This is a genomic window from Acinetobacter sp. YH01006 (assembly GCF_013420445.1).
Taxonomy (GTDB): domain Bacteria; phylum Pseudomonadota; class Gammaproteobacteria; order Pseudomonadales; family Moraxellaceae; genus Acinetobacter; species Acinetobacter pseudolwoffii.
On the sequence record NZ_VOYB01000007.1, the window covers coordinates 90,457 to 112,203 of the forward strand.

The 21,747-nt window shown below is 45.5% G+C and carries 18 protein-coding genes and 1 riboswitch; of the genes, 15 read left to right on the top strand and 3 right to left on the bottom strand.

What is annotated here, in order from left to right:
* Positions 1-52: 52 nt before the first annotated feature.
* Entirely contained in the window at positions 53-955 is a 903-nt protein-coding gene (gene lpxC, locus FTT73_RS08175) for a UDP-3-O-acyl-N-acetylglucosamine deacetylase (RefSeq protein ID WP_005095032.1), read from the top strand.
* Positions 956-1,054: 99 nt separating this feature from the next.
* Here the strand turns inward: lpxC and FTT73_RS08180 are convergent, their stop codons facing one another.
* The gene (locus FTT73_RS08180) at positions 1,055-1,495 is read right to left on the bottom strand and encodes a DciA family protein (protein WP_005095034.1); all 441 of its coding nucleotides are present in this window, start codon (positions 1,493-1,495) and stop codon (positions 1,055-1,057) included.
* Between the two features lie 107 nt (positions 1,496-1,602).
* Between FTT73_RS08180 and FTT73_RS08185 the strand changes: the two genes are divergently transcribed.
* The 10 genes from FTT73_RS08185 (at position 1,603) to recJ (ending at position 15,198) form a co-directional block, all read left to right on the top strand.
* The gene (locus FTT73_RS08185; RefSeq protein WP_005173245.1) at positions 1,603-2,286 is read left to right on the top strand and encodes a M23 family metallopeptidase; all 684 of its coding nucleotides are present in this window, start codon (positions 1,603-1,605) and stop codon (positions 2,284-2,286) included.
* 328 nt (positions 2,287-2,614) lie between these two features.
* A complete protein-coding gene (gene aceE, locus FTT73_RS08190; protein WP_100356978.1) occupies positions 2,615-5,317 on the top strand; it encodes a pyruvate dehydrogenase (acetyl-transferring), homodimeric type in 2,703 nt (900 codons plus the stop codon).
* Between the two features lie 2 nt (positions 5,318-5,319).
* Positions 5,320-7,332, top strand: a complete 2,013-nt coding sequence (locus tag FTT73_RS08195; protein ID WP_180191263.1) for a 2-oxo acid dehydrogenase subunit E2 — start codon at positions 5,320-5,322, stop codon at positions 7,330-7,332.
* An 88-nt stretch (positions 7,333-7,420) separates the two neighbouring features.
* A riboswitch (yybP-ykoY riboswitch) is annotated at positions 7,421-7,561 on the top strand.
* A gap of 73 nt (positions 7,562-7,634) precedes the next feature.
* A complete protein-coding gene (locus FTT73_RS08200) occupies positions 7,635-8,210 on the top strand; it encodes a TMEM165/GDT1 family protein (protein ID WP_180191264.1) in 576 nt (191 codons plus the stop codon).
* Between the two features lie 188 nt (positions 8,211-8,398).
* Positions 8,399-9,196, top strand: a complete 798-nt coding sequence (locus FTT73_RS08205; RefSeq protein WP_180077965.1) for an MBL fold metallo-hydrolase — start codon at positions 8,399-8,401, stop codon at positions 9,194-9,196.
* Between the two features lie 96 nt (positions 9,197-9,292).
* A complete protein-coding gene (locus tag FTT73_RS08210) occupies positions 9,293-9,658 on the top strand; it encodes a YkgJ family cysteine cluster protein (RefSeq protein ID WP_074383866.1) in 366 nt (121 codons plus the stop codon).
* 236 nt (positions 9,659-9,894) lie between these two features.
* On the top strand, positions 9,895-11,361 hold the full coding sequence (gene guaB, locus FTT73_RS08215) for an IMP dehydrogenase (protein ID WP_005095051.1): 1,467 nt from the start codon (positions 9,895-9,897) through the stop codon (positions 11,359-11,361).
* 122 nt (positions 11,362-11,483) lie between these two features.
* A complete protein-coding gene (gene glmM / locus FTT73_RS08220) occupies positions 11,484-12,815 on the top strand; it encodes a phosphoglucosamine mutase (protein ID WP_034608847.1) in 1,332 nt (443 codons plus the stop codon).
* A gap of 11 nt (positions 12,816-12,826) precedes the next feature.
* Positions 12,827-13,483: a pyridoxamine 5'-phosphate oxidase gene (pdxH, locus tag FTT73_RS08225; protein ID WP_005173224.1), complete on the top strand. Its 657-nt coding sequence runs from the start codon at positions 12,827-12,829 to the stop codon at positions 13,481-13,483.
* 14 nt (positions 13,484-13,497) lie between these two features.
* Entirely contained in the window at positions 13,498-15,198 is a 1,701-nt protein-coding gene (recJ, locus tag FTT73_RS08230; protein ID WP_180191281.1) for a single-stranded-DNA-specific exonuclease RecJ, read from the top strand.
* Positions 15,199-15,249: 51 nt separating this feature from the next.
* Here recJ and FTT73_RS08235 read toward each other — a convergent pair whose 3' ends face one another.
* Positions 15,250-16,050 (bottom strand): putative porin, encoded by an 801-nt coding sequence (locus FTT73_RS08235; protein WP_179991927.1) that lies wholly within the window; start codon positions 16,048-16,050, stop codon positions 15,250-15,252.
* 177 nt (positions 16,051-16,227) lie between these two features.
* Entirely contained in the window at positions 16,228-17,007 is a 780-nt protein-coding gene (locus FTT73_RS08240; protein WP_180191265.1) for a putative porin, read from the bottom strand.
* A gap of 504 nt (positions 17,008-17,511) precedes the next feature.
* Here FTT73_RS08240 and prfB point away from each other — a divergent pair.
* From prfB to FTT73_RS08260, 4 genes are all read left to right on the top strand, one after another.
* A protein-coding gene (prfB, locus tag FTT73_RS08245) for a peptide chain release factor 2 (protein ID WP_100329506.1) occupies positions 17,512-18,607 on the top strand; the annotation gives its coding sequence in 2 pieces (ribosomal slippage) (positions 17,512-17,583 and positions 17,585-18,607; 1,095 coding nt in all).
* Positions 18,608-18,754: 147 nt separating this feature from the next.
* Positions 18,755-19,054, top strand: coding sequence for a helix-turn-helix transcriptional regulator (locus FTT73_RS08250; RefSeq protein ID WP_005173210.1), 300 nt, complete (start codon positions 18,755-18,757; stop codon positions 19,052-19,054).
* A gap of 20 nt (positions 19,055-19,074) precedes the next feature.
* Positions 19,075-20,160 carry an alkene reductase gene (locus FTT73_RS08255; protein ID WP_005173209.1) on the top strand — a complete coding sequence of 362 codons (1,086 nt, stop codon included), beginning with the start codon at positions 19,075-19,077 and terminating at the stop codon, positions 20,158-20,160.
* Positions 20,161-20,239: 79 nt separating this feature from the next.
* A complete protein-coding gene (locus FTT73_RS08260) occupies positions 20,240-21,520 on the top strand; it encodes a 3-deoxy-D-manno-octulosonic acid transferase (protein WP_180191266.1) in 1,281 nt (426 codons plus the stop codon).
* Positions 21,521-21,747 lie beyond the last annotated feature (227 nt).

The following is a 21,747-nucleotide window of genomic DNA, read 5'->3' on the forward strand; positions in this document are numbered from 1 at the left end:
GGCCAAATATGCTAACGTATAGCGGTTTTATTGATGAACAGATGAAAGAAGCATGTTGAAACAACGTACCCTGAAACGTATCGTGAAAGCGAGCGGAATCGGTCTTCACAGTGGGCAAAAAGTCATGATTAACTTTGTGCCGCACCATGCCGATGGGGGAATTGTGTTTCGTCGTATTGACCTGAATCCGCCGGTCGACATTCCTGCCGATGCGATGCTGATTCAGGAAGCTTTCATGTGCTCGAATCTGGTTCAGGAAAATGCCAAAGTCGGTACGATTGAACATGTCATGAGTGCGATTGCCGGTTTAGGAATTGATAACCTGATTATCGAAGTCTCTGCCTCGGAAGTGCCGATTATGGATGGCAGTGCAGGCCCGTTTATCTATTTGCTCATGCAAGGTGGTCTGCAAGAACTGGATGCTGCGAAAAAATTCGTCAAGATTATTAAACCGGTTGAAGCACTGATTGATGATAAGCGTGCTATTTTTAGTCCGCACCATGGCTTTCAGCTGAATTTCACCATTGATTTTGATCATCCTGCTTTTAAAAAAGAACATCAGTCCGCTAGTATCGATTTCTCGACTGAAACTTTTGTTTATGAGGTTAGTGAAGCGCGTACCTTTGGTTTTATGAAAGATCTGGATTATCTCAAAGCCAATAATCTGGCACTGGGAGCCAGTTTGGAGAATGCCATTGGTGTGGATGAAACCGGAGTGGTGAATGAAGAGGGTCTAAGATTCTCTGATGAATTTGTACGCCATAAAATTTTGGATGCAGTCGGGGATTTGTATCTGCTTGGACATCAGATCATTGCCAAATTTGATGGTTATAAATCTGGACATGCTTTGAATAATCAGCTGTTGCGCAATGTGAAAAGTGATCCAAGCTGCTATGAAATTGTAACATTTGATGACGAGGCCAATTGTCCAATCATGTATGTGAATGTGACATAAGTCATTGTGTTTGTGTCTTTATGTTTTAGTTATTGCGTCAATAGTGTGACATGTGTCGCATAATACTGCTTTTCTAATTTATTACATTTGATTGCTATGTTACTTTTTATTGCTTGCCAAACGTAGCAAAGCTTGGCTAAGCTTAGGGTCGCTTATAAAGTCAGCAGCACCACGAAGTAATTCCTGTGTTTCTGCATTTAAGGCTCTTTCAGGTGTTGCTGCAACAGGTTGCGTTTGTGAAGGATTCCGCAAACAAACTTGAAGTTTTGTAAGATCTGTTAATTCATTTATTTGAGAGAGTTGTGAAATGTATTGCTTTTGAAGATAGGCCAATTGACTGATCATGGCCTGGTTTTCACCGGTAATCGTTAACACACCATTTTGATAGCACACAACTTGCCAGCGTTCCGGTTGGGGCAATAGCGGTTGTACGAGTTTCGTAAGTTTCTGCCAGGCAGCAACTTGTGATGAGAGAAACGAAAAGTTTCCTGTTTTTATCTGTTTTCTGGTTTGTTGAAAAACGTTGACAGGTTCCGACATACATAATTCCTACATGTTTATGTCTTAATCTTATGCGCTTCTTTTAGTGGATATCAAGGATAGAGATCTTCAAGGAACTCGATTAAAGCAGTTTAGAGAGGTTTTTTATGCATATGCGACGTATTTTGTTGGCATTTTCTTTATCAGTTTCAGCTGCTTCGGTAGCGTTTGCAGATTTAGTCAATCTAAATCAAGAAAATGGTTCAACAGATCGTATCGAGCAATTGACGCGTACTCTGGCACAGGGTGCATATACTCATCCAGATGATATCGATATTCCAGCGCAAACCAAATTGAATGTTCAGCTACGTGAAAAGCCAGTTGAGCTTAACAATCGCACGCTGGCACAGAAGTATGCAAATACCTCATCTAATCGAGCTGCTGCAAATAGTGCTTATTCCTGGCTGATCGCTCATCCCTTACCCAATTCTCGCGTAAGTTCAAATTACGGTGGTCGTACCATGGGTGGCCGTGCTGAAAATCACTCAGGTCTTGATCTTGCAGCGCCAAGTGGTACACCAATTTATGCCACAGGCCCAGGTATTGTAACCAAATCAGGTTGGGGTACGGGTTATGGTCAATATGTTGAAATCAATCATGGCAATGGCTATTTAACACGTTATGCTCATGCTTCACGTCTTATTGCACGTGTGGGAGAACAGGTACAGGCAGGTGATCATATTGCCAACGTTGGCTGTACTGGCCGCTGTACCGGTCCACACTTGCATTATGAAGTTGTAAAAGACGGTCAACGTAAAAACCCATCTACTTATTTGGCTATGTTACCTTAAGTATAGACCTGAATTTCTATTAGGCTCTTTATACATAAGCATCTCTCCAATAAGCATTTCAAAGCGATTAAGCTAAGGCTCTTCAACCCACATTGAAGGGTTCTTCAGATAATCGCTTTTAAGTCTGATATTATCACCAACTATTATAATGAATGTATAATAAATCTCCTATATTGACTATTTTTTGTTATGTTGTGTAATTAAACGTCACCAATCATTTAGTTCCTAAATAGTACTGCCAAATCGCATTCAGCCAGAGCCATACCTGCTGAGGTCTCAAATATGGTACATATAAGACATTAAATTAGGCTTTTAGGAACTGTAGATTATGGCGTTTTATGGCGATACAGACGCGCAAGAAACCCAAGAATGGCAAGATGCATTTGACTCTGTTTTGCAACACATGGGTACCGAGCGTGCAGCATTTTTATTAGAAAAACTTTATCAACGCGCAATTGCAAAGCATGTTCCTATTCAGCGTTTAAATACTCCCTACTTAAATACGATTTCGGTTGAAGAACAACCGGCAATGCCGGGCGACCAGGATATGGAACGCCGGATTCGTGCGCTGGTTCGCTGGAATGCCTTGGCAATGGTATTGCGCGCAAATAAAACCGGTGATGACCTCGGTGGTCACTTGGCCAGCTTTGCCTCTTCCGCAACTTTATATGATGTCGGTTTTAACCATTTTTTCCGTGCCAACAGTGACAGCTTTGGCGGCGACATGATCTATTATCAAGGTCACTGTGCCCCCGGTATTTACGCGCGTTCGTTTTTAGAAGGCCGTTTGACTGAAGATCATCTGAATAATTTCCGTCGTGAAGTCGGTGGCAAAGGTTTGCCATCTTATCCGCATCCTTATTTGATGCCGGATTATTGGCAGTTCCCAACGGTATCGATGGGTTTGGGCCCAATCATGTCGATTTATCAGGCGCATATTCAAAAGTACCTGATGAACCGTGGCCTGATCAAAGAAGAAGATCGTAAGGTCTGGGCTTATTTGGGCGATGGCGAGATGGACGAGCCAGAAAGCCTCGGTGCAATCTCGCTGGCAGGTCGTGAAAAACTCGACAACCTGATCTGGGTGGTGAACTGTAACTTGCAACGTCTGGATGGTCCGGTACGTGGTAATGGCAAGATCATTCAGGAACTTGAGTCACTATTCCGCGGCGCAGGCTGGCGTGTGATTAAAGTGGTGTGGGGCCGTCATTGGGACCCATTACTGGATAAAGATAAATCTGGCGCACTCAAAGCGGTGATGGAAGAAGCGGTTGATGGTGATTTCCAGCGTTACCAGGTCAAAGGTGGGGCCTATGCACGTGAAAAGTTCTTCGGTAAATACCCAGAAGCCAAAGAGCTGGTCAAGGATTTAAGCGATGAAGATATTGATAATCTGAACCGCGGTGGCCACGACCCGTACAAAGTTTTTGCTGCCTATGCTGAAGCTTGTACTGCCAAAGGTCAACCGACCGTGATTCTGGCGAAAACCGTCAAAGGTTATGGCTTGTCAGAAGAAATCGAAGCAGTCAACAAAACACACCAAATCAAGAAGATGCAAATCAACTCTTTGAAATACGTGCGTGACCGCTTCAACCTGCCATTTACCGATGAGCAATTGGAAGAAGTACCATTCTATCGTCCAAGCGAAAATTCACCTGAGCTGAAATACATGAAAGCACGTCGTGAAGCATTGGGTGGTTATCTGCCTGCACGTCGGAAGGAAAGCGAGCAACTGGCGATTCCTGAACTTTCGGTATTTGATTCGGTCTTGGCGGGTTCAAATGGTAAAGAACAGTCGACCACGATGGTGATGGTACGTTTAATCTCTGCGCTTCTTAAAGAGAAAGCAATTAAAGACCGTGTTGTTCCGATTGTGCCAGATGAAGCACGTACTTTTGGTTTGGAGGGCATGTTCCGCCAGCTCGGTATCTATGCTGCGCATGGTCAGAAATATACGCCTGAAGACCAAGAACAGTTGATGCATTATCGTGAAGCCAAAGACGGACACATGTTGCAAGAAGGAATTAACGAAGCCGGCGCCATGAGTGCCTGGGCCGCGTTAGGCACCAGTTATTCAACCAATAACCTGCCAATGATCCCGATGTACATGTACTACTCGATGTTCGGTTTCCAGCGTATCGGTGATATTGCATGGGCAGCAGGCGATGCACAGGCACAAGGTTTCTTGCTCGGTGCGACTGCTGGTCGTACTACACTAAACGGCGAAGGCTTGCAGCATCAGGATGGTCATTCCCATATTCTGGCCAATACCATTCCAAACTGTGTCTCTTATGACCCATGTTTTGGTTATGAACTGGCAGTGATCGTGCATGACGGTTTACAACGTATGTATGTGAATCAGGAACGTGTGTTCTATTACCTGACCGTGATGAACGAAAACTACGAGCATCCGGAAATGCCAAAAGGTGTTGAAGAAGGCATCAAGCGTGGTATGTACTTACTGGAAGAAGATGAAAAAGCCACGGTTCAGTTACTGGGCTCGGGTGTGATCCTGCGTGAAGTGATCAAGGCGGCGAAGATTCTGCGTGAGGAATATCAAATTCACTCAAATGTCTACAGTGTCACCAGCTTCAATGAACTGGCACGTGATGGTATGGCATGTGAAGAATACAACCGCCTGCATCCACTTGCTGAGGATGTGAAAGAAGCATGGATATCGAAACAGCTACGCGGTACCGAAGGTATTGTGGTTTCTGCAACTGATCATATGCGTGCCTATAGCGAACAGATTCGTGCCTATCTTCCAGATGGCCGCCCATTTGTGGCACTCGGTACCGATGGTTATGGCCGTTCAGATACACGTGGTAATTTGCGTAGCTACTTCGGTGTCGATGCTGCCCATATTGTGGTGGCAACTCTGAAAAAACTGGCAGATGAAGGTGAAGTTGATCCGCGCCTGGTGAAAGACGCGATCTCGACGTTTGAGCTGGATACCGATCGTCCGGTGGCTTGGGCACCGCAAGACACCCCATCTGTACATGCTGTTGCTGACTACAAAGAGGAGAACTAAGCATGCAAATTACGACTCCCGATATTGGTGTAGATCAGGCTACCGTGGCCGAAATTCTGGTCAAAGTCGGTGATACGATTGCGATTGATGACAGCATCGTGTTGCTTGAATCCGATAAAGCTTCTGTTGAAGTGCCCAGCACTTCAGCAGGGGTGGTGAAAAGCATTCTGGTCAGTCAGGGTGATGAAGTGACTGAAGGCGCGGTACTGATTGAACTGCAAGCTGAAGATGGCAGTACGGATGTGGTCGAGCCACAGCAAGCAGATGCCTCACAAAAAACCTCAGAAAATACACCTACGTCTTTGCCTGATCAGGAAATCATGCAAGAACTGGCATCACATCAGCCAAAAGTTTCTGCTGCGCCTGAGGCTCAAGCAAGTTCACAAGTGGTCGATGTTCAAGTCCCCGATATTGGTGTAGAGAAAGCCACTGTCGGTGAAATTCTGGTCTCTGTCGGTGATGAAATCGAGGTGGATCAAAGCATCGTGGTGGTGGAATCGGACAAGGCGACTGTTGAAGTGCCAAGTACGGTTGCAGGTACGGTGGAATTCATCGACATTAAAGAAGGCGACACGATTAAAGAAGGTGTGGTGATTCTAAAAGTGAAAACTTCAGGATCGACCCCGACTGTTGCAGCAGAAGCGCCAAAAGCTGAAGCTGCGCCAGTTCAAGATGCTAAAGCGGAGCCAGTGGCTCAAGCTGCAGCAGCACCTGCGGGTGATGTTGAAGTGATGGTGCCTGATCTGGGTGTAGACAAAGCAGCTGTGGCTGAAATTCTGGTTTCTGTCGGTGATACGGTTGAAAAAGACCAGAGCATCATCGTGGTGGAATCAGACAAAGCCACGGTTGAAGTGCCAAGCACAACTGCTGGGGTGATCAAGGCGATTCATGTTGAGCTGGGACAAAATGTCTCTGAAGGCATTGCACTGATGACAATTCAAGCTGAAGCGCAAGCAGAGGCTGCACCTGTTGCGGCTAAAGCGGAAGCACCGAAAGCAGCTGTTGCACCAGTAGAGACCACCAAAGCAGCACCTGCGGCATCTTCTACTCCAGCGGTGGCGACCTCTGACAATGCCGACAAGCTGACGAAAGAGCAGAATGTCGCCAACTCGAAAGTCTATGCCGGCCCTGCTGTACGTAAACTGGCACGTGAACTGGGCGTAGTATTGTCAGAAGTTCAGGCTTCAGGTTCCAATGCCCGGGTGATGAAAGAAGATCTGAAGGCTTATGTCAAAGCGCGCCTGACTGCGCCGCAGGCTGCTCCTGTAGCCGCTGCTGTTCAAGCCGCAGGTCTACCAAAATTGCCAGACTTTAGTGCTTTTGGTGGTGTGGAAGAAAAAGCCTTGACGCGTTTGCAACAAGTGTCTATTCCGCAGTTGTCGCTGAATAATTTCATTCCGCAAGTGACCCAGTTTGATGCAGCCGATATTACTGAACTGGAAGCGTGGCGTAATGAGCTGAAAGGCAACTTCAAGAAAGAAGGCCTGAGCCTGACCATTATGGCCTTCATCATCAAAGCAGTTGCGCACTTGTTAAAAGAAGAGCGCGAGTTTGCTGGTCACTTGGCCGATGATGGCAAGTCAGTCCTGCTACGTAACGAGATCCATATGGGGATCGCGGTGGCAACGCCAGATGGTTTAACGGTTCCGGTATTGCGTCATCCCGATCAGAAGTCGATTAAACAGATTGCCACTGAGCTGGGAAGCTTGGGTCAAAAAGCGCGTGACAAGAAATTGTCGCCAAAAGATCTGCAAGGGGCGAACTTTACCATTACCAGCCTGGGCTCAATTGGTGGTACTGCATTTACGCCGCTGGTGAACTGGCCGCAAGTGGCAATTCTGGGAATTTCACCTGCCACCATGCAACCCGTCTGGAATGGTGAAGGCTTTGATCCACGCTTGATGCTACCGTTGTCTTTGTCATACGATCACCGTGTGATTAATGGTGCAGATGCTGCGCGTTTCACCAACAAGCTGACCCAGCTGCTCAAAGATATCCGTACTTTATTGATTTAATCTGATCAGATTATTTCAATCATAGACCCTGCTTCGGCGGGGTTTATTTTTGCCACATTGAAAAATAATGGATTTGATTCTATACTTGGCGCACTTCATTGGGGAGTAGCCGCCTTTTGCGCAAAGCAGAAGGGTGATGGTCAACATATTTGCTCAACCGAGCATGGTCATCATAGCAAAGAACCAAGTCAGCTTTTCCAAGCTTTCTTTTGTTGGCAAGACCTTTGATTTACCACTCTGCAGATTTTGGCTAGCAGGAGCGGTGAGTCATTGGTATTGGATGCTAGCCAGAGAAAAACCTCATGTATGAATTCCTACTGTCGACTGCAATCGTAGCGCTGGCTGAAATGGGTGATAAAACCCAACTGCTGGCTTTGCTGCTTGCTGCACGTTTTCGCAAACCTGTTCCTATTTTAGTTGCCATTTTATTGGCGACGCTGATTAACCACGGCCTTTCTGCGGTATTAGGGCAATGGGTGACCACGGTGATTGGGCCGGAGGTGCTGCTGTGGATCGTCTCGATTGGCTTTATCGCAATGGCTGTCTGGATGCTGATTCCGGATGAACTCGGTGATGAAAATGCCAGTATCAATAAATGGCAAAAATTCGGGGTCTTTGGTGCAACCTTCATTTTGTTCTTTCTGGCAGAAATTGGCGACAAGACCCAGATTGCTACAGTAGCACTGGCGGCACGTTTCGACAGCGTCTTCTGGGTGATGTTAGGTACTACGCTGGGTATGATGCTGGCCAATGCACCTGCAGTATTTTTGGGTGATAAACTGGCGAACAGACTGCCGATCAGCCTGATCCATAAAATTGGCGCGGCCATTTTCCTGGTCATAGGTGTCGCGACACTGGTCCAATACTATTTATTCTAAAGCCTGAAACAAGAACTGCATGAATCCAATCCTGAGCTAAAAACTCAGGATTTTTTCTGCTTAAAATTCTCTGAAAACCTTGATAAATCTCGTGATATGGCCAGTTTTATGGATTGTAAATTCTATTAATTCCTTATATGTTGTACGGGTATAAAACAGCAGTTTTAACTATAAATTGGGGAATTTACATGGTTTTTGAGCGCACCACATCGCAAGTCCTGTTTGATAACGGGACACATAAATGCATTAGTTTTACCAGTCTGGTCAAAGGTGAAGGCGTTCAGGCAAACCAGTTTTTGATTATTGACAATGAGCGCGCTGCGGTACTCGATCCGGGTGGCGATTTGACCTATGTTCCGCTGACCATGGAGCTGAATAAATACACCCGCTTGACCCATCTGGACTATGTCATGGCTTCACATCAGGACCCGGACATTATCACTTCCATGCCGCGCTGGCTGGTATATACCGATGCCAAAGTGGTGGCTTCCAAGCTCTGGGCGCGTTTCTTGCCACATTTAAACTCGGCTTTTATGAGTGACCGCATGAAAGGCAACTGGCTGGATCGGCTGGTCGAGCTGCCGGATCATGGCCAGATTATTCCCTTGGGTAATTCTAATATCGTGGCAGTCCCGGCGCATTTTCTGCATTCGGTGGGCAATTTCCAGTTTTATGATCCGATTGCCAAGATCCTGTTTTCGGGAGATATGGGTGCATCGATGGTCGATGATGCTGCCAAACCATTGGAAAACTTTGCTGCGCATATCCCAAAAATGAAAAGCTTTCATCAGCGTTATATGTGCAATAACAAGGTGATTCGTCTTTGGGTGAACATGGTGCGGGGCATGGATATCGAGATGATTGTGCCGCAGCATGGCACGCCTTTTATGGGTAAAGAGCAGATCACCCAGTTTCTGGACTGGATTGAAACGCTGCAATGTGGCACCGACCTGATGGACGAAACTGTTTTTACCTGTCCTGAATAGTTCACAGAAAAATAAAATTTTTCTTGTGTAGAAAAACAACATTTTTTATATTTCTTCTCCAAAAAACTTTTTTTTGATCATGAGAACTTATAAGAAATGTTATCTCAAGTTCCAACACCAGATGCATGTTTAAGCTGCGGGGCGTGCTGCGCCTATTTCAGGGTTTCGTTTTACTGGGCTGAAGGGATTCATATGCCTGAGCATTATACGGAACCTGTAACAGCAGTTTATTCATGTATGGCTGGAACCAATCAAAAAAATCCACGCTGTATTGCACTGGATGGCACCATTGGCCAGCAGGTCAGTTGCGGTATGTACGAGCTGCGCAGTTCATCCTGCAAAGAAGTACAGATCGCCGATGATCAATGCAATAAAGCCCGTTTGGCACATAATATGTTGCCTTTTATTCAGATTGAAAATGATGAAGCTGACAATGATGACAGTTTTGAATACGTCAGCTAAATCGACCCAAAGCAGAGTTTAGGCTCTGCTTTTTAGCTTTTCAAAGTATCGGGATTGAGTTCAAGCATCAGACTACTGTGGTCAGTTCTTTTCTGATGTCGTAGTTCTCAAATTGATTCACTGGAAAAAATCCAGCCCTCAAAACTATTTTAATGCAAAAATAATTTTGCAATTGCAATGAAATTTAAGTCGATATTTGTTTATAATAGTGCACGGAAATTACCAGTGAGACTGTTATGTTGACCATCGTTCAAGACGCGTTAACCTTCGATGATGTCCTATTACTCCCTGCCTATTCTACTGTTCTCCCAAAAGATGTCTCTCTAAAGACACGCCTGACCCGTGGCATTAACCTGAATATTCCTCTTGTGTCTGCAGCGATGGATACGGTGACTGAGTCCCGTATGGCAATTGCAATGGCGCAAAACGGTGGTATCGGTATTTTGCACAAGAACATGGATATCGCTGTTCAGGCTGCAGAAGTGCGCCGTGTGAAAAAATTCGAAGCGGGTATGGTCAAAGACCCGATTACAGTTACTCCTGAAACCACAGTACGTGAATTGATTGCTTTGACTCAAGCCAACAATATCAGTGGTGTACCAGTGGTGAAAGATGGCAAAGTGGTCGGTATTGTCACCGGTCGCGATACACGCTTTGAAACCAATCTTGAGCAGCCAGTCAGCAACATCATGACTGGTCAGGATCGTCTGGTAACAGTTCGCGAAGGCGAATCGAAAGAAAATATCCAAGCCTTATTACAGCAGCACCGTATTGAAAAAGTATTGGTGGTGAATGATCAGCAAGAGCTGAAAGGCTTGATTACGGTGACAGATTTCCGTAAAGCTGAACTTTATCCAAACAGCTGTAAAGATGATTTAGGTCGTCTACGTGTCGGTGCTGCAGTCGGTACCGGTGCAGAAACCCCAAGCCGTGTTGAAGCACTGGTTGAAGCTGGAGTCGATGCGATTGTTGTCGATACAGCACATGGTCATTCTGCGGGTGTGATCGAGCGGGTACGTTGGGTGAAAGCCAACTATCCACAAGTTCAGGTGATTGGCGGTAACATCGCAACTGGTGATGCTGCATTGGCCTTACTTGATGCAGGTGCGGATGCGGTTAAAGTCGGGATTGGTCCGGGTTCAATCTGTACCACACGTATTGTGGCCGGTATTGGTATGCCGCAAATTTCTGCAATCGATTCTGTGGCCAATGCGCTGAAAGATCAGATTCCTTTGATCGCGGATGGTGGTATCCGTTTCTCTGGCGATATGGCCAAAGCGATTGGTGCGGGTGCAAGTACCATTATGGTCGGTTCATTGATGGCCGGTACTGAAGAAGCACCGGGCGAGGTTGAATTCTTCCAGGGCCGTTACTACAAAGCCTACCGCGGTATGGGTTCGTTGGGTGCCATGGCGGGTGCAACCGGTTCGGCTGACCGTTACTTCCAGGACTCTAAAGCCGGTGCCGAGAAACTGGTTCCTGAAGGCATTGAAGGTCGCGTACCGTACAAAGGTCCAATGGGCAATATCGTGCATCAGATGATGGGCGGCCTACGTTCTTCGATGGGTTATACCGGTTCTGCCGTGATTGAAGACCTGCGTCAAAATGCCAAGTTTGTGAAAATCACTTCTGCCGGTATGTCGGAATCACATGTGCATGATGTGACCATTACCAAAGAAGCACCCAACTATCGCGTGGGTTAATCTCCTGTGATTTAAAATTTTTAAAAGCCGTCATGCAAATGACGGCTTTTTTATTTTGGTGTAAAGTGTGGCACAGGGAAAAAATGGGTGAGATCAATCATCCGCTAAGAAGTGAGATAAAGATGAGTTATTTTGGTACGGATGGTATTCGTGGAAAGTTTGGCGAATTGCCGATTACCCCTGAGTTTGCCCTGAAATTGGGGTTTGCAGCCGGTAAGGTTTTAAAGCGTCATAGTAAAAAAGCCAAGCCCTTGGTGGTTTTGGGTAAAGATACCCGTTTGTCTGGCTATATCCTGGAAGCCGCCTTGCAGGCAGGTTTAAATGCGGCTGGCGTCTATGTTCATCTTTTAGGCCCACTGCCAACACCGGCGATTGCCCATTTGACCCGCGCCTTGCATGCCAGCCTGGGAATTGTAATTTCTGCTTCGCATAATCCGTATTTCGATAACGGTATTAAGTTTTTCTCGGCGGAAGGCAAGAAATTACCGGATGCCTTGCAAGAAGAAATCAATCAGGAACTCGAACAAGATTTCATCATTGAAGATACCGCGAGCCTGGGTAAAAGTATCCGGGTCAAAGATGCCAATGGTCGCTATATTGAATTCTGTAAATCGACTTTCCCCTATCATCTGGACTTGAATGAACTCACCATTGTGGTGGATTGTGCCAATGGTGCCGCCTATAACGTCGGGCCTGCTGTGTTCCGTGAGCTGGGCGCACGTGTGATTGCCATTCATAATGAACCGACCGGGTTAAATATCAATAAAGACTGTGGTTCGACTCATCCTGAAAGCTTGCAACAAGCCGTGATCCAGCATCAGGCCGACTTAGGTGTTGCTTTTGATGGCGATGCCGACCGTGTAGTTCTGGTGGATAAGTCTGGAAAGCTGATTGATGGCGACCATATTCTGTATATTCTTGCCACGCAAAGCTCGAAAAAGCCGGCAGGTATCGTCGGTACCTTAATGAGCAATATGGCACTGGAACTGGCACTGGAAAAAGCTCAAGTGCCATTATTACGTGCCAAAGTCGGCGACCGTTATGTGTTGCAAGGTCTGGAAGAAAACGGCTGGACGATTGGTGGCGAGCCTTCTGGGCATATTCTGACCTTGGACAAGAGCACCACCGGCGATGCCATTATTGCCGCCTTGCAAGTGCTGACAGTCATGGTTGAACAGAAGAAAGCCCTGCATGAGCTGGTGGCTGATTTTCAACTGTTGCCAAATGTCCTGGTCAATGTGCGTTTAGATGCCATGTTTGATCCTTATTCAGTACCGGCCTTGGCCGCTGAATTTGAAAAAGCCGAACAGCAGCTTAAAGGGCGTGGCCGCTTGTTGATTCGTAAATCAGGCACTGAACCGGTGATTCGTGTCATGGTGGAAGGCGAAGATTTAAGTGAAGTGACTGCACTGGCAAATTCATTAGCTGATGCTGTACGTGCCAATGCCGCTTAGAGGAAGAAAGAATGAGTGATCTGATCAAAGATCTGAGTGAGCTACGCCTGAATTATCAGAAAGGCGAGCTGCAAGAACAGCAGGTCAACCCGAATCCGCATATGCAGTTCTTGCAATGGTTTAACCATGCACTAGAAGCGAAGCTGCATGAACCCTATGCCATGTCATTGGCAACGGCGGATGCTCAAGGTCGTCCGCATGTGCGTACCGTATTACTGCGCGGGGCGACTGAAGCCGGCTATGACTTCTATACCAATTATGACAGCCAAAAAGGTTTGGATCTGGCCGAAAATCCGTATGCTGAATTATTGTTCTATTGGCAGGATCAGGAACGTCAGATTCGGGTGAGTGGTAAAGTCATCAAGATTTCTGAACAGGAGTCGACTGATTACTATCATAAACGCCCACGTGACAGCCAGATTGCTGCGCATATCAGCACCCCGCAAAGTGGGGTAATTGCCAGCCGTGAAGAGCTGCAACAGCGTTTCTGGGATTTGCATAATCAGGTGGCGAATCAGCAACAGCTGGATAAACCGGAGTTTTGGGGCGGTTATCGTCTCGAACCCGATTATTATGAATTCTGGCAGGGCCGTCCGAACCGTCTGCATGATCGTTTAAGCTATGAGAAAATTGACGGTGCATGGCAATTGCAACGCTTGATGCCTTGATTATGCCAAAAATCATGCCAAAACTTGACATCAAACAGCGCCCCTTTCTGACCCGTCCTGAAAATTTTCAGGGTGTTCCAGCGTTTGTGGCTGAAATTCTGGCCCGTCGCGGGGTGGAGTCCGAGCAGGAACTTGAGCTTAAACTCAAGCATCTGCTGGCACCGACCATGAAAGGCCTGACGGATGCGATTCAGTTGATCGATCAGGCAATTGATCGTGGCCAGAAAATCGTGATTGTCGGCGATTACGATGCCGATGGTGCAACCAGTACTGCACTCATGGTGCTGGCTCTACGTGATATGGGCGCCAAGGTCGAGTATCTGGTACCAGACCGTTTTAAGTATGGCTATGGTCTGACTGCTGCCATTGCCGATCTGGCTTTCGTCAATTTCACGCCTGATCTGCTGATTACCGTGGACAATGGTATTTCCAGCCATGCAGGAGTGAAACAGGCGCAAGATCATGGTATGCAGGTGATTATTACCGATCATCACCTGACCACCAAGCCGACACCTGAAGCCGAAGCGGTGGTCAATCCGAATCAGCTGGGTTGTGATTTCCCCAGCAAAGCCTTGGCCGGGGTCGGGGTGGCGTTTTATGTGCTGGCCAATCTGTCGACCCATCGCAAAAAACTTGGAAAATCGACCACTCAAATTATTCATTATCTTGATCTGGTGGCACTCGGTACTTATGCCGATGTCGCCAGTCTGGACTATAACAACCGGATTCTGGTCGATGCGGGCCTGAAACGGATTCAGCAAGGGCAGTGCCGCGCAGGGATCAGTGCGCTACTGGATATTGCAAAACGTGATCCGGCAGGTCTAAAAGCGCAAGATCTCGGTTTTGTCTTAGGGCCGCGAATTAATGCAGCCGGACGGATGGAAACCATGGACATCGGGATCGAGTGTCTATTGGCGCCGGATCTGGCAAACGCCTATCCACTGGCCGAACAGTTGAATCAACTGAATGTTGAACGCCGTCAGGTCGAAGCTAAAATCAAGCAGGACGCTTTAAACGAACTTGAGAAAATCCAGCTGGACGAAACTGAATTGCCGGCTGCATTAATCATGTTTGAACAGCATTGGCATCAAGGTGTCATTGGTATTGTGGCGGGGCGTTTAAAAGAGCAATTTCATCGTCCGAGTATTGTCTTTGCGGCAGATGAAGATGGAATACATATCAAGGGTTCAGCGCGTTCGATTGACGGGATTCATATCCGTGATGCGATTGAACAGGTGGCGGAGCAATATCCACATTTAGTCAGTCATTTTGGCGGGCATGCAGCGGCAGCGGGTTTAACCCTGAAAAAAGAAAATTTTGCTGAATTTAAGCAGGTCTTTGAAGCGCTGATTGCTACGATGGACGCGGATTTATTCACTGCGACTTTATGGACGGATGGGGAGCTATCCGCTTCGGCTTTCCAGATCGAAACAGTCGATATCCTGCAAAATTTAAGTCCGTGGGGGCAAAAATTCCCTCCACCTATTTTTGAAGGGATCTTTAAGATTATGGACTATCGTTGGCTCAAAGATGTACATCTTAAATTACGCGTGGCTTTGGAAAATGGGCAGGTGATTGATGCGATCGCCTTCAATGCAGCGGATAAATATGAATTTGATCCGATGAAAGATACGCGCTTGGTGTATGAGCTGGATAAAAATGTCTTTAATGGCAATGTCAGCCTGCAAATGCGGATTATCCATTTAGAACAATAGGCCATAAAAAACCGCTCGAGTGAGCGGTTTTTTGACTTTTAATCGGAATGATTAGAAGCGGAAAGTACCATTGATACCAAACGAGTCAATACCGTCAGTTGTGTGGTAATTTACACCTGCTGCAATAGTTGGCGTAAAGAATTTTTGAGCTTTAATACCGAACAGTGTATCTGAACCATCTGCAGTAGAATCAGCAATAGATAGACCTACACTGAGAGTTGGATCGATATAAAGATCAGCAGCTAAGCGATAGGTTGTTTCATCACCAATATAAGTTAAACCTTCAAAATTGGTGAAATGATTGCCAATTTGAGTCACGTATTTGGCACGTAAAGATAATGCAGTGTCATCACCTACAGTAAGTGCATTTGAAAGATTTGCGGTGAAACCATAGTTTGCCACTTGAACTGGGTCTACGCTTTCATTTGCGGCACCTACTGCTAGCAACAAGCCAGTAACTGGTAGGTAACCTACTTCAAGCGCATAACCGGTATTATCGTCACCTGCAAAATCAACTTGGTTAATAGTACCGCTTACATAAAATTGAGTATTTGGAATATAAAACTCACCACTTACACCAAACACATCAATATCTTCATCGCCATCACCGCTTGCATTTGCATAACCTAAGCCAATATTACTTGCTTTATTTAGGAAAGCCGCTTCTGCAAGTGGAGAGTTCTTAACTTGAACATCATTTAAATAATATTTTCCATTGATGAAAAATGTATCTAGATCCCCAAGGTTATCGATATCAGTGTTTTCATACCCTACATTAAGTTCAGCTTGGTAAGCATGTGCAGTTCCTAGGCTAGCAAGAAGTGCTGTAGCAAGAGCAAGTTTCTTAAACATTTAGATTTTCTCTCTTTGTTATAAAAATATGACTGTATTATTAACAGTTGTAACAAATTGTACAGTTTATATTCGTTCAGTCAATGTGCAAAAAATACCTAAATGCTGGTTAAGAGTGCAATAAAAAAACCCATCCGAGGATGGGTTTTTTATAAATGACTAATCTGTGGTTTTAGATTAGAAGCGGTATTTCGCTGCTACACCAAAAGTATTATAGTCATTGTTGAACTGTTCACCAAAGCCGACACGGCCTTCCAGGCTCACTTGCTGGTTAATGAACTTACGTGCATTGATACCGAATTCGCTGCGATCCGTAATATCATTGTTGTGATAATCAGCACCGACACTGAAGGTTTTGTCAATGAAATAATCTGCTGCCAGATTGTATTCATCTAGATCACCAAAAGCTGCACCTGCTTCCAGGTTGATATCTTTACCATTACTAAGTGTAGTCACGTATTTGGCGCGAAGTGTTGGATCTACACCATCATCATTGTCGTTATCCCAACCTTTTATACCCGCCGCAATCAATAGACCTGGAGCTGGTAAATAACCAACTTCTACACCGTAAGTAGTTAAATCGTTATCAATCTCATCATTATCTTGCAGATCATGACCATTCACGTTACCGCTCAGGTAAAAGTCAGAATTCGGTACGAAATACTCTGCACCTACGCCATAACGATGCGCTTCACTGTCACCAATCTCATTATATTGATAGTGAGCATTTACGTTACTGGCACGATCAAGGAAAGCTGCCTCTGCTAATGGTGCATTACGTGTTTGAACTGGATTGAAGTAATATGTACCATCAACACCGAAAGAGCCACTGGTTCCACCGTTATCAGGATCAAATACGCCTGCTGATGCACCAATTTCTGCCTGGTAAGCATGTGCTGCTGTACCTGTCATTGCTATTGCTGAAAGTAGTGCCGAAGCAATCGCTAATTTTTTCATGGTTACTACCCCTCAAATCTTTAGTTAAAAACATTACACTTTTTGTTACAACTTTCAGTCTAGAGCAATTTCAAAGATCGTCAATCAAAGGAAAGTTACAGCAATGTGAATAGCGTAATCTTATGTAATCTTTTCTAAATAAGTAACTGAATAATAAAATTAAATTTATAATGTAGTGTTTTATTAAAACTGTGTAGATATTGTGGAATGTATTGAATTTGCTGATTTTTTATTCAATTTGGTAGGTTTTTTTAGACGATAAAATTAAGTGAAAAAGTATATTTTGATAATGAATGCGAGACGTGAAATCCGATCAAGCTTCAGATCAAAACGACATTTAATAACCGATTCAATTGTCAAAAATTTTCTGACGAAAACATAACTCTAAATTGGGATGACATTCGAGCTTTGGACTGGATCCATCACACTGAAATAGCAGAAATAGACTGTGCTATAATATGGGGCTAAATAATTTGTGCCTAATTTTGATTGAGAGTAATTCACGTGGAAATTAATCCGTATCTAAACCAATTAAAAGACTTAAACGAACGTGGTCAAACACTACGGGGGTATCTTTGACTACGATCTGAAAAAAGAGCGTTTAGAAGAAGTCCTGCGTGAATTAGAAGATCCCACCATCTGGAATGACCAGAGTCGTGCCCAGGCCATGGCCAAAGAAAAAGGCGAACTTGAGAACGTATTAAATGTGCTGGATGGTTTGACCACACAGCTTGAAGATGCGCAGGCCTTGCTTGATCTGGCAGTGGAAGCGGATGATGAAGGCTTACTGGAAGATGTACAGGCTGAACTGACTACAGCTGAAGAAGAACTGGCTAAACTTGAATTCCGTCGTATGTTCAACAATCCGATGGATCCTAATCCTTGTTATTTAGAAATTCAGGCCGGTTCGGGTGGTACTGAAGCGCAGGACTGGGCATCCATGCTCATGCGGATGTACCTGCGCTGGATTGAACGTCATGGCTTTAAAGCAGAAATCATGGAAGAATCGGACGGTGATGTTGCAGGGCTTAAATCAGCGACGATTCGTGTAGACGGTGAATATGCCTATGGCTGGTTACGTACAGAATCTGGGGTGCATCGTTTAGTGCGTAAATCGCCATTTGACTCGGGCAACCGTCGTCATACCTCATTCTCGGCTGTGTTTGTTTCGCCTGAAGTCGATGACAATATTGAGATCGAAATTAATCCGGCAGATGTGCGTACTGATACCTATCGTGCATCGGGTGCCGGTGGTCAGCATATTAACAAAACAGATTCTGCGGTTCGTTTAACGCATGCACCGACCGGGATTGTAGTGGCCTGTCAGAACCAGCGTTCACAGCATGCCAACCGCGACCATGCCTGGAAGCAGTTACGCGCCAAACTTTATGAACGTGAAATGCAAATTCGTAATGATGCTGCAAAAGCGCTGGAAGATACCAAGTCTGATATCGGCTGGGGAAGCCAGATTCGTTCATACGTTCTGGATGATTCACGTATTAAAGACTTACGTACCAGTGTCGAAAGTTCCAATACCGGCGCGGTTCTGGATGGCGATCTGGATAAATTTATCGAAGCAAGCTTGAAACAGGGCTTGTAAGAAATTGTTTAAATAGCTGGCGTAACCAAGTTAGTACAGACTGTGACTCTTATATCTAAATTTATCGATATATAAATCGATAAAATGCGATATAATCGGTTTAGATGCTGAAACAAATTTTGTTACGCTACAGATTGTGATGTACCTATGGATCTTGATCTAATTTTTAAAGCCTTAGCCAATCCGATACGCCGGCAGATTCTGGAATGGTTGAAATCGCCAGAACAATATCTGTCTGTGGAAGAGTGTGGCGGCTTTCAACGTGGGGTCTGTGCAGGGCAGATTGAAAAGTTAGGACAAGTCTCTCAGTCCACCATGTCCAATCATTTGTCTGTCTTGCAGCAGGCCGGTTTAATCACCGCGACCAAGCACGGACAATGGTCTTATTTCTCGCGTAATGAAGCTTTGATTCAGCAATATATCGACTATATGCAACAACACCTTTAATCCAACAGGTGGGAGTACCGATGGCTGAATTAAATTCTCCTTTAACGCTCGGCGCGTTAGAACTTAAAAACCGTGTCATCATGGCACCGCTTACGCGTAGTCGTGCAACTGACGACCGCGTACCAACGCCAATGATGGCCGAATACTATGCACAACGTGCAAGTGCCGGTTTAATCATTTCTGAAGCCACGGTGATTTCTGAAGAAGCCAATGGTTACCGCAATACTCCTGGTCTCTTTACTGATGCGCAGGTAGCAGGCTGGCAGCAGGTGACTCAAGCGGTACATGACCAAGGTGGCCTGATTGTGGCGCAGCTGTGGCATGTGGGCCGTGTGTCTGATCCAGAACTGTTAAATGGTGAAACGCCAGTATCGGCGAGCAGTGTACAACAGGCCGGTCATGTCAGTTTATTACGTCCAAAACGTCCTTATGTGTTGCCGCGCGCGCTGGAAATTTCTGAAATTCATGCGATTACCGAACAATATAAACAGGCGGCAATTTGCGCCAAAGCTGCCGGTTTTGATGGAGTTGAACTGCATGCCGCCAATGGTTATCTGATTGACCAGTTCCTGCAAACCAAGACCAACCAGCGTGAAGATGAATACGGTGGTTCAGTCGAAAACCGTGCCCGTTTCCTGCTGGAAGTCATGGATGCACTGATTGATGTCTGGGGTGCAGGCCGTGTCGGAATTCATTTGGCACCGCGTGGCGATGAACACGATATGGGCGACAATGATCCACGTGAAACCTTTGGTTATGTGATGGAACAGTTGGGCAAGCGCCAGATCGCGTTCTTCTTTACCCGTGAATATCTGGCGGAAGACAGTATCTCGGAGTATATGAAACAGCGTTCAAACGGCGTGCCGTATATGGCCAATATGCGTTTAAGTCGTGACGATGCGATTGAATTGCTGGCTTCAGGCAAAGCAGATGCGGTAGCTTTTGGTAAGGCTTATATTGCCAATCCGGATTTATACGAGCGCCTACTCGAAGATGCACCGCTAAATGAACTAAAGCTGGAAAATATGATCGGAACCAATGTCGCAGAAGGCTATATTGATTATCCGACATTGGCTGAAGCAGACGCTTTAACTACTGTAGAATAATCTAAAAATGAGCCACATCGATTAACATGTCGATGTGGCTCTGTTATATTTTGTCGATTGAATCTGTTTCGAGGCGCATTTGGCTACTCCATTTTGGTATAACGCAGCGTTAGCTCTGATTAAACCCTTATATCAATCGCGTATTCGTAAACGTGCGACCGATCCTGAACAATTACAACAAGAACTGACAGAACGTTTCGGCCCATTTCAGCCGCCCAAAAATCTGCATGCCATCTGGTTTCATGTGGTCTCGGTCGGTGAGACCAATGCTGCCCAGCCTCTCATCGAACATTATTTAAAATCGGGTCATCCGATACTGGTCACCAATACCACCAAAACCGGTCAGGCACGGGCCAAATCACTTTTTTTAAAAACACCTTATCTGGATTTATTTCAAGCCGTCTATTTACCCGCGGATCAAAAAGAACTGATTGGTGATTTTTATCAGAAGTATCAGCCAAAACTGTTATTGCTGATGGAAACCGAGCTTTGGCCGAATCTGCTGGATCAGGCACCAGAATTTGATGTAGCCACGATTTTGTTAAATGCGCGTCTTTCGGAAAAGTCGGCCAAGGGCTATGCCAGGGTTAAAGGTCTGACCCGGAGCATGCTACAGCAGTTAAGTCAGCTTTTGGCACAGGATACTGCCACCCAGCAGCGTTATATCGAGTTGGGAATCACCGCCGAAAAAACCCAGGTTTTGGGCAATATCAAATTTGATATTACTGCACCACAAAGTTTTGTAGAACATGCTGCAAACTTGAAGCAAGCATGGCAACTGGCAGGTCGCAAAATTATGATACTGGCCAGTACCCATGCGCCTGAAGAAAAAGAAATTCTAAGCGCTTTAAAATCGGCTTTAGATAGCAACCCAAAACTTTTATGTATCGTCGTACCCCGTCATCCGGAACGTTTTGATGAGGTGTTTCAGGCTGCACAGAGTTTAAATTTAATAACTCAGCGCCGTAGTTTGGCCCAGAACATTGAAGCAGATACCCAGGTTTATCTGGCGGACTCGATGGGGGAAATGTGGCTCTGGTATGCTTTGAGTCAGGCCTGTTATGTCGGTGGCTCGCTGAATGAGCCGGGTGGCGGGCATAATATTCTGGAGCCGATTGCCTTGAATGTACCGACTGTTTTAGGCAAAAACTATTTTAATTTTCAGACCATCGTCGATGAATTCGTTCAAGCAGATGCAGTAGAAGTTGTGCAGGATGCGCAGCAGGCGGCAGAGGTATTGCTGGAACTTTTGCAAGATCAAATCAAGGCACAACGTTTAAATACAGCAGCGCAGAGAATTATGCAGTTAAATACGGGATCGCTTGCCAAGCATATTCAGGTGATTGATCAGTATCTTTAATTGATATTGATAAGTAACAGATATTGGATTTACCAAGACGGCAAGGATGCCGTCGTTAGGCTGTGTGGATTGAAGTTTTTTCAATATTTCTAAGCTGGCTTATCTAGCCTACTTTTCAAAGATGAAAAGTAGCAAAAATCTTTTGTATCACTGAAGGGATGTCCTTATCCCTCAGGGATACGCGCGACATCCATGTCGCCACCCTCTAGCGGATAGAGGTCATTCAA